This window comes from Streptococcus ovuberis, assembly GCF_012396585.1.
GTDB classification, from domain to species: Bacteria; Bacillota; Bacilli; order Lactobacillales; family Streptococcaceae; genus Streptococcus; species Streptococcus ovuberis.
The window spans coordinates 40,244-54,640 of sequence record NZ_JAAXPR010000016.1; the positions used below are offsets into that span (position 1 = coordinate 40,244).

Sequence of the window (14,397 nt, forward strand, 5' to 3'; positions counted from 1 at the left end):
GGAAAGATATCCTCTTTAGAGGTAAATAGTTTATAGAAAGAGGTTCGACTAATGCTGGCCTCCTTACAAATATCAATAATTGTTAGGGATTGAAACGAATGAGTCACCAAAAGATGACTCAGGGCCCTAACAATTCGTTGCTCAATCAGAGATAACAAAAGTAAAACCTCAAACGTATAAAATTATTTAATACTATTATATAAGAATATCATAAAATTTTCAAAAAAGTGAACAAAAAGTGATTAGTTGTCCACCGGACTTGTTGTAAAAATGTTAAACTTCCTTGTGAAGTTATTGTGCCTTTAAGTGGATCACTCTTTCAGTTAAAGGTTTTTGACGGTGTTTTCGGTATCTCGTAGAGTTATTGAAGGACATTATTATTGATATGAAATGGAGATTGCTTATGGAGAAGTCGCACAAATGGTGGGTAATCTCCGCAATTTGTGTATTTATCATGGGTATCTCAGGCTTTGGATTCTTGTATAATCAGTGGCAATCTCAGTCTTCAAAACAGGAAGGGACTGCACAGACGGCAACATCAAGCCAAGATTCCAAAACAACGGAGCCGTTGAATCAGCAACTGCCAGATTTTAGCATGCAAGACCTTGATGGCAATGCTGTTGCGATTAAGGACTTTTATGACAAGCCTATGGTGATTGTTGATTGGGCCAGTTGGTGTCCAGATTGTCGTGAGCATCTGCCAGAAATCCAAAAGGTCTATGAGGAGTATCAGGACAAGGTTCAATTTGTCATGATCAACTTGACCGATGGTAAACGCGAAACCAAGGAGCAGGGGCTTACTTTTCCTCATTATTTTGATGAGGGAGAAGTGGCAGGTAACGCTTTCAAGGTAAGGTATATCCCTTCGACTTACTTTGTAGACAAAGAGCAAGGGATCAGAGTGATTTTCAGCCGTCGGTTGACAGCTGATCAACTCAAAGAACAGATTAAAGCAATTCTATAATATATACGCAACTACAACGATAGCTATTTGCACATATGCATGCTATGGAAAGTGATTGGGGAAAATAAATTAATTTTTTAGGAGAATGTTATGAAGCGAAAGCTTTCGAAACTCTTCGACATGCTTGTGACCGTTGGTCTGGCTTTATCATTGGTTTTAGTTTCTCCCTACTCCGTTATTGCATTACTGATCATTACCTGTGAAGAATGTAAATGGATCGTTGAGAAAATTGAGGAAGTCAAGTGGGAGTTGCCACGGCAACCGATTGACCTGATTATCTTGGAAGACATGTCCGGTTCCTTTAAAGAGGCGATTGGTCTCATTAAACGATCATTTACTACCTTGACGACTCCGGTTGCAGAAAAGGACTATAAATAAGAAAAACAAAAACTTGTTTTTATGGGCAATCTAGATATGACGGACTGTATTATGATTGTGAATTATCAAGGAATTGATAGAGATTGTCAATTTAGTATAGAGAACTTGACTGGTGGAGTGACCCTGTCAGATGATGGCGGATATGTACACAACAAGACTGGACTGATTTCAGACCAAGCTAGTTTGAAGGGGGGCGACCAGCGTCTGAATAGGGAAGACATGGGTCATGATGAAAAACGAAACCCTGTCTTCCTATTGTTTACAGATGGGATTGCCAATCTAATTGAGTTTACTAATGGACGGCATTACTGCATTCGACAAGTGCTTAATGCTTGGGGATATGCTGATGAAACGCGCTACTATATCGCTAGTTCCTGAAGGTTCTCAAAGTTGCATCACCCACAAGGGTGTGTGAGGATGTTGAAGATCAGTTTGAAGCAACAGAAGGATATGTGGTTGATGCTGTCCGCATCAATGATAAGATGGTTGTTTCTGCTAAAGTTGAAGATACTTCTGGTATAGGATTAACCTATAGGGTGGAACAAACCACCCAAGATGATGCTAATAGGAATAAGTGGACGGTTCTACATGCGGCCATTCAAAAAGTAGCTGGGAAGAATCCAAAAGAAGAAAAAGGCCCTTATGTGGCATAGTCTTCAAGACTGAACGTTTGGTAGTTGAAGTTAAGCTTAAGTTTGGATTCCAAAAATAAGGAACAGCTGACCACACGAAATTCCTCCAAGATAGCTCAGGTTACGGTCTTTATAACCAAGCCTCTATCATGTGGAACGGTGGTGCCACTCCGAATGCTGCTGAACATGCGGGTGATAAAGACAAGGACACTAACAGTGCGATCCGTCTTTCAAATGCTGTCTACGTCAAACCACCTGTTCAAACAGAAATTAAGAAAGCCGTTAATGGCAAGGATCACCATGATCTAGCCATACCAGCAGAAGAGTTTACTTATAAGATTACCTCACCATGGCCAGGTCCAGTGAACTCCTCCAAACTCGTGGATAAAGTGCTTCCAGAACTTGAGATTATCTGAATTCTGTCAAAAATTCATGAGCAAACTAGGTGCTTTTGATAAATTAAAATGATAAAATGTGATTGTTTGGACTGTTTCTTAGAGCTATAAAATAGTGTATATTTTCTGAAAGTTTTAATTATTTAATAGATGAACAATTTCTAGATAAATATACATTTTCGAGATGGGAATTTTTTAGTAAAGAGTATTAGTTATTAAGAATGATAAGTTAGGGTGTGCATGGAGATTAAACAACTAAAAAAATTAAAAAGAGAACAATTAATTACCATTATGCTAGAACAGCAGGAAAGGATTGAGCAACAAGAAGAGGAAATAAAGCAATTGATAGAACGTTTAGAAGATAAAACTATTTTATTGGAAAAATCTGGTTCGATTGCGGAAGCTTCTTTAGCGCTTAATAAAGTTTTTGAGGCAGCTCAGGCAGCGGCTGATCAGTATCTACAAAATATTAAGAGAGAGAATTGAAATTATAAGAGGATGATCAAAAAGTATATGAACAATTCTGAGCTAAGTTCTAAAGAGCTAGCACAAGAGTTAGAGCGTCTAAGGTATAGAGGACGTTTTTGGACGATTATTAAACAAACGTTATATACGTTGTTAGCGGTTGTAGCTGTAGCTATTTTAATAGCGGTATTGTGGTTACCGGTGCTTAGAATTTATGGACAATCTATGAATAAAACATTGCAAGAAGATGATCTTGTGCTTACTGTAAAGGGATCTAGCTTTGAAACTGGAGATGTTATCGCGTTTTATTACAATAACAAAGTTTTGGTAAAGCGTGTGATTGCGCAGTCTGGGGATTGGGTAAACGTTGACTCTGAGGGTGATGTCTATGTCAATCAGAAAAAATTAGATGAACCTTATGTTCTGGATAAAGCGCTGGGAAAAAGTGACATCACGTATCCTTATCAAGTGCCAGAACAAGAAATTTTTGTGCTAGGTGATAATCGTTCGGCATCTATAGATTCCCGTAATACAGCCATTGGTGGCATTTCTGAAGAACAAATTGTTGGAAAAATCTCCTTTAGAATTTGGCCGTTAGATAGGTTTGGAGTCATCAAATAAAAGGTGTAACGAGAAAAAGTTGTTTTTACAACGAATTGTATGAGATTATTATGATGGATTGGAGGTAAGGTGGACAAGATTTATAGATATGTAACGAATTATGTTGGCAAATTTGAAAATCGAATGAAATGGAAGAGTATGACTTGGACTATCTTGGTTTTGGCAACTTTTCTAACCACGTATTTTTTGATTTTACCAGCAATTACAGTTACAGATAAACAAGCTGACGAGGCTGCGATACGGTTGGAAGTTGCGACAACCGAACAAAATTTTCTAGAAAAGACAGAGGAGTTGAATGTTGCTGATTCTATAACCACTTTGATGCATTCGGAAGAAACCGTAGAAACGTCAGAGCAAACAAAAGCTACTACAGACGCAACAACGGAAATCGAAACTACCAGTGAGAAAGGGAAGGAAGCAACTCACTTTGATGGTGCTTTGACTTATCGGGGTAGTGATTACACAGTCAAAGTGACTATTCCGAAAGAGGCAAAAATACCTGGCACGGTTCAGTTGGTTGCTGAAGAGATTAAGGAAGAAGAAGCTGAGTACCAAGGCTATAAAGAAAAAGTTCTACTCAAGGTTGCTCGCCATGAGGAAGAAATTCAGTTGCTGAGGTTATATGATATTCGCTTGCTTGTTGACGAGCAGGAAGTTGAACCACAAGCTTCCGTGAAAGTTGAAGTGTCTTATGACGAAAAGTTAGATGCTAAGGATGAAGACCTGAAAATTGTCCATTTTAAAGATGATGGACAGACAGAAGTTTTAAAATCAAAGGCAACTAAGGAAACTAAAAATACAGATAGTGACATTGCTTTTAAAACCGACTCTTTCTCTATTTATGCAATTGTACAAAATGGAAAAGAAGTCCCAAGACATACTTATAAATTTCAAAATGCTGATGGTTCAGAGTATAAGTTTATCAATAAATCTGGTGATGAAATTTCAGAACAAATTATAAAAAATGGTGAAGAATTACACGGGGTTGGAATTCCGATTACGGCCCATGGTCAACACTTTAATGGTTGGTTTATTTGGAATGAGGATCAAAGAACATTAGAGGAAGCTATTAAATTTGATGAACCTATAATAGTTAACGAAAGTAAAACTATTTATGTTCGTCCAAGTATGGGGAATATGGTTTACCTTACTGTCTACGATGATGAAGATGGGAAGATTATTCTCGAAAAGGAACAATTAGCACTGAATGGCGGAAGTGTTACTGAAGATTTGAGTAAGTTTAGTCAAGTAATCAAACCACCAACATCGACACAAGTTTTAGTTGGGTGGTCGCTGACACCACATGGGACGTTGCTACAAGGAGGTGTAAATGCGACGTTAACTCTAAACCAAGATGCTAATGTCTATCCGATTTTTAAAGAATCAAAGCGTTTGGAGTTTTATACAGATACTTTAAGTGGAACGGACAGTATTTCGAATGGTGCTCCTTATATTCCTCCTAAACTTGTTGTTTCAGGAGAAACTGTAACTCAATATAAACCAGAGGATCCTAAACGGTATGGATATACTTTTGGGGGATGGTATGATACAAAACCTATTAATGGGCAGAAGCCTAGTGGAAATTCGTTTAATTTTGATGCTCCTTTAACGACAGATAAACAGCTATATGCTTATTGGATTCCTGATAAAGCGAGTTATACGGTTGTCTATTGGTTGCAGCGGGCAACGGATAGTAAGAATGCGACGAAAGAGCTAAAAACATATGATTACGCTGGGCAGCGTTCAGTAGCTTCTGCGACTGTTGGCTCTACAGTATCAGTAACTACTGCTGATAAGAATGGAACACATATTACAGGTTTTGTGCCAGCTGGATTTGAGTACACAACAGATCGTGGAGAAACCACTACAACTGTTAAGGCAGATGGCTCTTCAGTATTGAATGTGTACTTTAATCGTCGGTTAATTACCATGAAGTTTTATGATAGCGCAAGTTACATTGCCTATAATAGCCCAATCTGGAATAGTAATGATCGTAATTTGAAAGTGCTAACAGGTTTATATGGGACTTCGTTGGAAAGTAACAACTATACTTGGCCGAATAGTGGCACTAATACTTGGAGCTATTATGAGTATACTGGCAGTGACATAGGCATGACTTACTTAGGAGAGTTTGTTCTACCAGAAGGAACTTATCCGAGGATTGCAGGTTCGTCAATAAGTCAAGAAATCCGATTGTTTAAATCAGGGACAAAAGCCAAAACAATCCATTTTTATAAACAACGAGTGGATGGAAGTTATGCTCCAATATGGAGTCCAGATGATACTGGTGTGTCTAGTTCAAATTCTACTACGTTTACATTTTCAGAAAAGTACAATGGATTTAATGTTCATAGTTATATCCGTTATGATATAACAGCAGACAAGTACGTGGATAATCAATGGCGTTTAACCAGTTCTGGAAATAATACCTCAACAGCCTCTGGATATTATTATTATTATAATTACCATATTACTAACCATTATGACTTACATGTGCGATATGAACGTAAGAAATTTAAATTAGACTTTAGATATCCGGAAACAAATGCTTCGCTAGATAATTTTGAGTCAAAGGAAGTCTTATATGAGGAAAATTTATCTAAGTTTAAACCAGATACCACTACGATTAAACCGACTCCGCCTAAACCGGGGTACGAGTGGGATGGTAAGTGGTATAAAGACCGGACGTTAACGCAAGAGTTTGATTGGAATGACAAAATGCCGGATCATGATTTGGTTGTCTATCCAGGATTTAGAAAAATTAAATATAATATCGTTTTGGATCCTAATGGGGGAGAATTGTTAGGCTCACAAGATACGCATTTTACTCTGTATTATGGAGACTCTGTTCCCAAGTATAATAACATGACACGGGACTATATTGAGGATCTTAGCGGAAGTCACTATTATCGTAAAGATACAGTAGCGATACCCGATATTGCTAATGATCGTGAAACTCAGCGTGCACACTATACGATAAATCCAGCAGAGCCCAATGTTAATCCACATCAACGCTATAGAGCAGATAAAGATGCCTATCATTTGATTGGTTGGTATGTCGTTGGGAAAGATGGAAACTTGGAGCGACCATATAACTTTAGTGGTGCTGTAACGAGCGACCTTACGCTGAGAGCGGAATGGCGTCGTACGGGAGAATATAGGATTGTTTATAGCGATATGGTTTATGGGCTAGACCTTAATCCAATCCAAAAAGATGGAATACAAGTAAAAGCAACGAATTTACCAAACGATTCTAATAAGTATGATGATAAGTCGCATGCAGAGTTAGAACGCCGTCCAACATCGCCAGAAGGTTATCGTTTCCGTGGTTGGCTGTATGATGGTAAAATTTATAATCCACATGATACCATCATTATTGATGCTCTAAAAGCAGATGTTAACAAGACTTTGACAGTTTATCCGGTCTATAAATCCATAGAATCCATACAGGTTGAAACTACTCATATCACCTATGATGGAAATGGTGGAGAACGTTTAGAGAGTGGGAAAGAAATAACCCAAAAAACGTATGATAAATTACCGGTGAATACGGTCCATAAGACTCAGGGGGCTGATTTCTTTACAAGGGATGGATATGAATTGATTGGCTGGCATACGGAAAAAGCAGATGCAGAGCGTGGCAATGTTGAGTATCGTTTGGGTCAAGATGTCGGACTGGATAACAATCCAGATGCTTCAAATATTCTCTATGCTGTTTGGAAACCTAGAGAATATACAGTTACTGTAACTAAAAAAGTTATTGGTAATGAGGTTGATAGACAAAAGGAGTTCAAGTTTGACCCGAGTCCAAATCTTCAGCAAGGAAACTTTGCTTTAAAAGATTCTGTTACTAACAACAATGAAAAGAAAATATTTACTAATGTTCCGTTTGGGACAGTTATTTCAATTGATGAGCAGGATTATGTAGAGTTTGCCAAGACAGAAGATATAACCCATTCGAAACCAGCTTCTGGTGCACAATCTTGGACTGATCGTGTTGTTAACCTACCTCAACTAACTGTTGATGGTGATATTGATATCGTTTTCACCAATACACGGAACATGCAACAAGTTGTCTTAAAGAAAGTTAGCGTTGAAAATATCAATACGAGCTTATCTGGTGCTGAATTTAATATCTATAAGGTTGAAAATGGGCAGAAGGCTTCAACGCCACTTTACACCAAAGTGACATCAAATGATGCAGGAATAGTTGTTAATGGACATACACAGGAGCCATTCTTCAATTTGCCAGTAGGTAGCTATCTTATTACAGAGACTAAGGCGCCAGATGGGTACAATCTTGAAAAAGCAGATATGTCTTTAGAAGTTACGGCGACAGGCGCAAGTTTTATTCAAAATGGTAACGCTGCGGCACCAACGGTGATTAATACACCAACTGCTCAGCAATTTGAATTCAAAATCACAAACTCAAAAGGTGCTGAATTACCATCGACTGGCGGTATCGGAAAACACCTTTATCTTATCCTAGGAATGCTATTAGCATTACCGGCAGGATTACTTTTATATAAAAAACACAAATTAATGTATTGATAGGCAATACTAGAAAGAAATTATTTATTTTATGAAAAAGAAAATTATTAAATCTATACTAGCAGCAATGCTTATTCTTGGAACTGTAGCACCAGCCACAGCACCGGTTTTTGCAGCTGGTCCTGGTAGTATTGAAATAAAGAATACTCAACAAAACACTGAATATAAAGCCTATAAAATTTTTGATGCGACTAATGATGGAGACGCTGTTTCTTACACGCTTCCTAAAGATAATCCGCTATTAAAAACTCAATCTTTTACTGAGCTATTTGACACTACAACAAATGGTGATTTAACTTACATTATGCCTAAAACTGGTGTTACACCAGAAAAAATTACAAAATGGGCTCAAACTTTAAAAGAACAATTGCCTGCTGTTGCTACAATAACGGAAACTGGCACCGATTCAACTGAAACCTTGAGCGTAGACTATGGGTACTATCTTGTTGATTCATCTCTTGATCAAGGTTCGGTTATCATGGTAACTTCTGCGACACCAAATGCTATTATTCATGAGAAAGAATCCAAGCCAACTTGGGGAGATCCTAATAGTGGAGCCGGTAAAAAAACTGATAAGAAAACATATAATATAGGGGATGAAATCACTTATACTGTTACCTATACAAATGCTACTAATTTCAATGGTGGAAATAAAGTTTATCAATATGTGATGGAAGATAACATGCCAGAGGCTACTGTTATTGAACTTGTGAAAGGCTCTATTGAAGTTAAAGTTAATGATAATGCGCTGACTAAATCTGATGTTATTGCTAAAGGGAATTATAAATTAGAAGAAAATGGTAATGATTTTAAGTTGATTATTCCATGGGCAGCTTCACAAGCACAAACTGCTGATGCACAACTTGGTAAGGGTGATGATTTCTTTTATGATAAAGGGGTTAATGTTATTGAAGTTACTTATAAAGGTATCTTAAAATCTGGAGCTACTGAGGGCTCTAGTGCTCAAAATACCAATATTGCTCGTATCTATCCGAATGATGTACCTGATTCAAATGATCCTGGGCAATCAGTGAATGTCTATGATGGTGAAATTAAAATTAAAAAAGTTGATGGTATAGAAAAAACAAAAGTGCTAGAAGGAGCTCAATTTGTTCTGAGAAGGAAAGATAATCAACTATATTATAAATTTGATGAATCCACTCAAAAAACGTCTTGGGAATCTGAACAAAGCCAAGCAACTGTCAAAGTAACTGGTAAGGACGGGGGGGCAACGTTCACTGGTCTAGCTGAAGGTGAGTATGAATTGATTGAGACGGTTGCTCCGAAAGGATATAATGTTTTAAAGGATCCGATTTCAGTTACATTAGCATTCAAAGAGGGTGCAACAGGAACAGATGATACATTGATTGCTACCCCTGAAATTAAAAATAACAGTGGTGCTGAGCTTCCGTCTACTGGTAGCTTTGGAACAAAACTTCTTTACATTGTTGGTACGACGCTAGTGATTGTGGCTGGTGTTACTCTTGTGGCACGTCGTCGCGCGGAAAACTAATGTTAGGCGAGCAGATGGATAAGGAGTTGCCTTGAAAGCATTTGTAAAAAAAAATCGGATATCCATTTTGCTTGTAACAATCATGATTGTAGGGATAGGTTTGATAGCCTATCCCTCAGTCGCTAATTATTGGAACGCTTTCCATCAATCACAAGCTATTATGGATTATCAAAAGAGTGTCTCTGCTATTGATACTAGTCAGTATGAGAAAATTCTTTCTAGCGCTAAAATCTATAATGAAAAATTTAAGGAGACTGGTATCAATTGGCACATGACTTCGGAAGAACGTGATGGCTATAATAAGGAGCTAGCTATTGATATGACAGGGAATATGGGATTTATTTCTATCCCAAAGATTGATGTTACACTCCCCCTTTATCATGGGACTTCTGAGGATGTGCTGCTAACTTCAATCGGTCATATTGAAGGGACGAGTCTCCCTGTCGGAGGTGTATCAACTCATTCAGTTTTATCTGGTCATAGAGGATTACCATCGTCACGTTTATTTACTGATTTGGATAAATTGAAGGTGGGTGATCGTTGGACGGTAAGTATTCTTAATGAATCTTATACTTACGAAGTTGATCAGATTAGAACGGTTTTACCGACAGATTTGAGTAATATTCAAATTGAAGAAGGTATGGATTATCAAACCTTGGTGACTTGTACGCCTTATGGTATTAATACTCACCGTCTTTTGGTGCGTGGTCACCGTGTCTCTAATGAAGATGGTGATGGTTTAGTGACACCTGATGCCATACAAATTGAACCGGTTTATATCGCCCCATTCATTGGTATTCCAATTGTTTTGATTCTTCTTATGATTTTTATGATTGAATCTAGAAATCATCGTAAACGCTACCAGATTTTTAAAAAATTAACCGAAAAGTGATGAGAATTAGGGGATTCTCATAGGACAGGTGGGGAGTATGGGAATTGTTAAGAAGAGTAATGAGAAGAAGTGAATCGGTTACACTAAATTAAACAATCTTATGCAGTGTTCTACACTGAATTAAAGAAAAGAGGAAATGGTTAAGTAGCACAGCAATTGGAGAGTGATGGCTATGAGACGAACTATTGAAACATGTTTTTCTGACCGGTATTGTCTATTTGATATCGAACATACATTAGCTAGATGGCTAACAGGACAACAGTTATGGAACAAATCGTTCTTGCCCATAATTTAAACTATTTTGAAATTAACTAGCATCACGAATTAAGTATAGATACGGTGCTCGAAAGATCAAACAATGTCTGACCACAGATGGCATCATCCTATTGCATCGTCGTATTCGTCGGATAATGAAACGCTTAAATCTCGTATCCGTTACCAACAGGCTAGCTTCAAACCGCAGTCTAAATGGAAAACTGATGCCCCATTCCAAATCGCTTAGGCAGATAATTTAACCAAGAAAAACCACTGGAAGCCATTGTGACAGACTTGACCTATGTTAGAGTTGGAGTACGCTGGGCGTATGTTTACTTTGATTATTGACCTCTATAATCGTGAAATCATTGGTCTGTCAGTCGGTTGGCACAAGACGGCAGAGCTCGTCAAACAAGCCATCCAGAGTGTCCCTTATGCGCTGACCAAGGTCAATCTTTTCCGTTCTGACCGTGGCAAAGAATTTGATAATCAGCTGATTGATGACATGTTGAAGTCCTTCGGAATCACCCGCTCTCTCAGTCAAGCTGGCTGTCCTTATGACAATGCAGTAGCTGAGAGCACCTATCGTTCCTTTAAATTGGCGTTTATTAATCGAGAAACCTTTCATTCACTAGAAGAACTAACCTTTAAAACCAAGAACTATGTCCACTGGTGGAACCACCATCGCATTCATGGGAGTCTCAACTATCAAACACCAATGACTAGGAGAGTGATTGCTTAAGAAAAACACTTTATAATTTCTGTACAGAAAACTATTGCCTTTTCAATGGCTTTGAAGGTTTCTTCACGTTCTAAGCAAGTTGGATGTCATTGCGTTCTGAGAGGGTAAGGTGTTTATATTTTGCCATAGTAAGGACTCATTTCTAACACAAACGTCTCAGACTTAATTCCACCATAAAAATCCGTTTTAGGCTAAGTTCCACTTCGAAAGCTAAAGTGGAATTTACTTTGGGAAATTAGCTCTTGTTTCCTATCTAGTCTTGAAGTTTCAAATTCCTGCCAAAATTGTTTAAAACATGGTATAATGAGAGGGACATTTTGTTGCAAACGGAGAATTTTATGACTTTTTACAATCACAAAGACATCGAACCCAAGTGGCAGGGCTACTGGGCAGACAACCATACCTTTAAGACGGGTACGGACAAGGATAAGCCGAACTTTTATGCTCTTGACATGTTTCCTTACCCATCAGGGGCTGGTCTCCACGTGGGACACCCTGAGGGCTACACGGCGACAGATATTCTCAGCCGTTACAAGCGGGCGCAAGGTTACAATGTCCTTCACCCTATGGGCTGGGATGCCTTTGGTCTGCCGGCTGAGCAGTATGCCATGGACACGGGCAATGACCCTGCTGACTTTACGGCAGAGAATATTGCGAATTTCAAACGTCAGATTAACGCCCTGGGCTTTTCCTATGACTGGGATCGGGAAATCAATACGACTGACCCTGATTACTATAAGTGGACCCAGTGGATTTTTACCAAGCTTTATGAAAAAGGGCTGGCCTATGAGGCCGAAGTGCCAGTAAACTGGGTAGAGGAATTGGGAACCGCCATCGCCAACGAAGAAGTCCTGCCAGACGGCACGTCTGAACGAGGTGGTTATCCAGTCGTTCGCAAGCCGATGCGCCAGTGGATGCTGAAAATCACCGCCTATGCGGAACGTCTCCTCAATGACTTGGAAGAGCTAGACTGGCCAGAATCCATCAAAGACATGCAGCGCAACTGGATTGGCAAGTCAACAGGTGCAAATGTGACCTTCAAGATCAAGGACACAGACCTTGAGTTTACTGTCTTTACCACACGGCCTGATACCCTTTTTGGAGCGACTTATGCAGTTCTTGCGCCAGAGCACGCTTTGGTCGAAGAGATTACAACTGCTGACCAAGCCCAAGCTGTTGCAGACTACAAGCATCAAGCTAGTCTCAAGTCGGATTTGGCTCGGACAGACCTCAACAAGGACAAGACAGGTGTTTGGACGGGTGCCTATGCCATTAACCCTGTCAATGGGCGTGAGATCCCTATCTGGATTGCGGACTATGTCTTAGCGAGCTACGGGACAGGTGCTATCATGGCGGTTCCTGCCCATGATGAGCGGGACTGGGACTTTGCCAAGGCCTTTGACCTTGAGATTATTCCTGTCCTTGAGGGCGGCAATGTCCAAGAAGCAGCTTATACAGAAGACGGCGTTCATATCAACTCTGATTTCCTGAATGGGTTGGATAAGGCGGAGGCTATTGCTAAGATGGTAGCTTGGTTAGAAGAAAACGGCGTTGGTCAGGAGAAAATCACCTATCGCCTCCGTGACTGGCTCTTCAGCCGTCAGCGTTACTGGGGTGAGCCGATTCCAATTATCCATTGGGAAGATGGTACCAGCACGGCGATTCCTGAGAGTGAGCTGCCGCTCATTTTGCCAAAAACCAGTGACATCAAGCCGTCTGGGACAGGCGAGAGCCCGTTGGCCAATCTGACTGACTGGCTAACGGTGACCCGTGAAGATGGGGTCAAGGGTCGTCGTGAGACCAATACCATGCCGCAATGGGCAGGCTCAAGCTGGTATTACCTGCGCTACATTGACCCGAAAAACAGTGACAAATTGGCAGACGAAGACCTTCTCAAGGCCTGGTTGCCAGTTGATATTTACATCGGTGGGGCTGAGCACGCCGTGCTTCACCTGCTCTATGCCCGCTTCTGGCACAAGTTCCTCTACGACATCGGTGTGGTGCCGACCAAGGAGCCATTCCAAAAACTCTTTAACCAAGGGATGATTTTGGGAACTAGTTACCGTGATGGTCGTGGGGCGCTGGTGGCTAGTGACAAGGTAGAAAAACGTGACGGCAGCTTCTTCCATGTGGAAACGGGTGAAGAGCTAATACAATTGCCAGCCAAGATGTCCAAATCCCTCAAGAACGTGGTCAACCCTGATGATGTGGTCAACCAGTACGGAGCGGATACTCTGCGGGTTTACGAGATGTTCATGGGGCCGCTTGATGCGTCTATCGCTTGGAGCGAGGAAGGTCTGGAGGGCAGCCGCAAGTTCCTCGACCGTGTCTACCGCTTGATCACGACCAAGCCATTGGTTGCGGATAATAGCGGAGCGCTGGACAAGGTGTACCATGAGACAGTGAAAGTCGTCACTGAGCATATTGAAGAGCTCAAGTTCAACACAGCCATTGCCCAGATGATGATTTTCGTCAACGCTGCCAACAAAGAAGATCAGCTCTATCTTGATTATGCCAAAGGCTTTATCCAGCTGCTAGCGCCATTTGCACCGCACTTGGGTGAGGAACTCTGGGCAAGCGTGACAGGTGCAATAGATGGCATTTCTTATGTGACCTGGCCGACTTATGATGAGAGTAAACTGGTCGAAGACGAAATCGAAATCGTTGTCCAAATCAAGGGCAAGGTCAAAGCTCGCCTAACGGTTGCCAAGGACCTCAGCCAAGAAGAGCTGGAGAAAACTGCTCTGGCAGATAGCAAAGTCCAAGCTGAAATTGCAGGACAGACGGTGGTCAAGGTCATTGTTGTACCGAATAAGTTGGTCAACATTGTGACGAAATAACGAGAGAAATCGACTTTATAAGGGCCTCATTGTCAACTGTAGTGGGTTGACCAATCTAACATCGAGAGAGGACAAGCTTTGTCTTCTCTTGTTTTATGTTTATCGCAATGAAAATGCGAGTTTTGAAGTTTTCAAAGTTCCGAAACCCA

At 40.2% G+C, this 14,397-nt stretch carries 11 protein-coding genes and 3 pseudogenes; 13 read left to right on the forward strand and 1 reads right to left on the reverse strand.

Annotated elements, in window-relative coordinates; translation table 11 throughout:
- Positions 1-14: 14 nt before the first annotated feature.
- Positions 15-158, reverse strand: a pseudogene (locus tag HF992_RS12405) (TetR/AcrR family transcriptional regulator); the annotation flags it as partial.
- Positions 159-403: 245 nt separating this feature from the next.
- Here HF992_RS12405 and HF992_RS08560 point away from each other — a divergent pair.
- The 13 genes and pseudogenes from HF992_RS08560 (at position 404) to leuS (ending at position 14,248) form a co-directional block, all read left to right on the forward strand.
- On the forward strand, positions 404-964 hold the full coding sequence (locus HF992_RS08560) for a TlpA family protein disulfide reductase (protein ID WP_168549620.1): 561 nt from the start codon (positions 404-406) through the stop codon (positions 962-964).
- A gap of 90 nt (positions 965-1,054) precedes the next feature.
- Positions 1,055-1,342: a hypothetical protein gene (locus HF992_RS08565; RefSeq protein WP_168549621.1), complete on the forward strand. Its 288-nt coding sequence runs from the start codon at positions 1,055-1,057 to the stop codon at positions 1,340-1,342.
- Between the two features lie 51 nt (positions 1,343-1,393).
- Entirely contained in the window at positions 1,394-1,720 is a 327-nt protein-coding gene (locus tag HF992_RS08570) for a hypothetical protein (RefSeq protein WP_168549622.1), read from the forward strand.
- Between the two features lie 29 nt (positions 1,721-1,749).
- Complete coding sequence (locus HF992_RS08575; protein WP_168549623.1) at positions 1,750-1,995, forward strand: hypothetical protein; 246 nt, start codon at positions 1,750-1,752, stop codon at positions 1,993-1,995.
- Positions 1,996-2,123: 128 nt separating this feature from the next.
- Positions 2,124-2,390, forward strand: coding sequence for a hypothetical protein (locus HF992_RS08580; RefSeq protein WP_168549624.1), 267 nt, complete (start codon positions 2,124-2,126; stop codon positions 2,388-2,390).
- 219 nt (positions 2,391-2,609) lie between these two features.
- Positions 2,610-2,855, forward strand: a complete 246-nt coding sequence (locus HF992_RS08585; protein WP_210729450.1) for a DNA repair protein — start codon at positions 2,610-2,612, stop codon at positions 2,853-2,855.
- A 12-nt stretch (positions 2,856-2,867) separates the two neighbouring features.
- On the forward strand, positions 2,868-3,455 hold the full coding sequence (gene lepB / locus HF992_RS08590) for a signal peptidase I (RefSeq protein ID WP_246201276.1): 588 nt from the start codon (positions 2,868-2,870) through the stop codon (positions 3,453-3,455).
- Between the two features lie 69 nt (positions 3,456-3,524).
- A complete protein-coding gene (locus tag HF992_RS08595) occupies positions 3,525-8,006 on the forward strand; it encodes an InlB B-repeat-containing protein (RefSeq protein ID WP_168549625.1) in 4,482 nt (1,493 codons plus the stop codon).
- A 31-nt stretch (positions 8,007-8,037) separates the two neighbouring features.
- Positions 8,038-9,519 carry a SpaH/EbpB family LPXTG-anchored major pilin gene (locus HF992_RS08600; protein WP_168549626.1) on the forward strand — a complete coding sequence of 494 codons (1,482 nt, stop codon included), beginning with the start codon at positions 8,038-8,040 and terminating at the stop codon, positions 9,517-9,519.
- An 82-nt stretch (positions 9,520-9,601) separates the two neighbouring features.
- Positions 9,602-10,411: a class C sortase gene (locus HF992_RS08605; RefSeq protein ID WP_168549632.1), complete on the forward strand. Its 810-nt coding sequence runs from the start codon at positions 9,602-9,604 to the stop codon at positions 10,409-10,411.
- A gap of 148 nt (positions 10,412-10,559) precedes the next feature.
- Positions 10,560-10,726, forward strand: a pseudogene (locus HF992_RS12060) (IS982 family transposase); the annotation flags it as partial.
- Between the two features lie 11 nt (positions 10,727-10,737).
- A pseudogene (locus tag HF992_RS08610) lies at positions 10,738-11,408 on the forward strand (IS3 family transposase); the annotation flags it as partial.
- Positions 11,409-11,746: 338 nt separating this feature from the next.
- A complete protein-coding gene (gene leuS / locus HF992_RS08615) occupies positions 11,747-14,248 on the forward strand; it encodes a leucine--tRNA ligase (protein WP_168549627.1) in 2,502 nt (833 codons plus the stop codon).
- Positions 14,249-14,397: the final 149 nt, after the last annotated feature.

Excerpts from the sequence above, each read along its gene's own strand:
- HF992_RS08560 (WP_168549620.1), top strand. The coding sequence starts at position 404 with ATGGAGAAGTCGCACAAATGGTGGGTAATCTCCGCAATTTGTGTATTT.
- HF992_RS08565 (WP_168549621.1), top strand. The coding sequence starts at position 1,055 with ATGAAGCGAAAGCTTTCGAAACTCTTCGACATGCTTGTGACCGTTGGT.
- HF992_RS08570 (WP_168549622.1), top strand. The coding sequence starts at position 1,394 with ATGATTGTGAATTATCAAGGAATTGATAGAGATTGTCAATTTAGTATA.
- HF992_RS08580 (WP_168549624.1), top strand. The coding sequence starts at position 2,124 with ATGTGGAACGGTGGTGCCACTCCGAATGCTGCTGAACATGCGGGTGAT.
- HF992_RS08585 (WP_210729450.1), top strand. The coding sequence starts at position 2,610 with ATGGAGATTAAACAACTAAAAAAATTAAAAAGAGAACAATTAATTACC.
- lepB (WP_246201276.1), top strand. The coding sequence starts at position 2,868 with ATGATCAAAAAGTATATGAACAATTCTGAGCTAAGTTCTAAAGAGCTA.
- HF992_RS08600 (WP_168549626.1), top strand. The coding sequence starts at position 8,038 with ATGAAAAAGAAAATTATTAAATCTATACTAGCAGCAATGCTTATTCTT.
- HF992_RS08605 (WP_168549632.1), top strand. The coding sequence starts at position 9,602 with ATGATTGTAGGGATAGGTTTGATAGCCTATCCCTCAGTCGCTAATTAT.
- leuS (WP_168549627.1), top strand. The coding sequence starts at position 11,747 with ATGACTTTTTACAATCACAAAGACATCGAACCCAAGTGGCAGGGCTAC.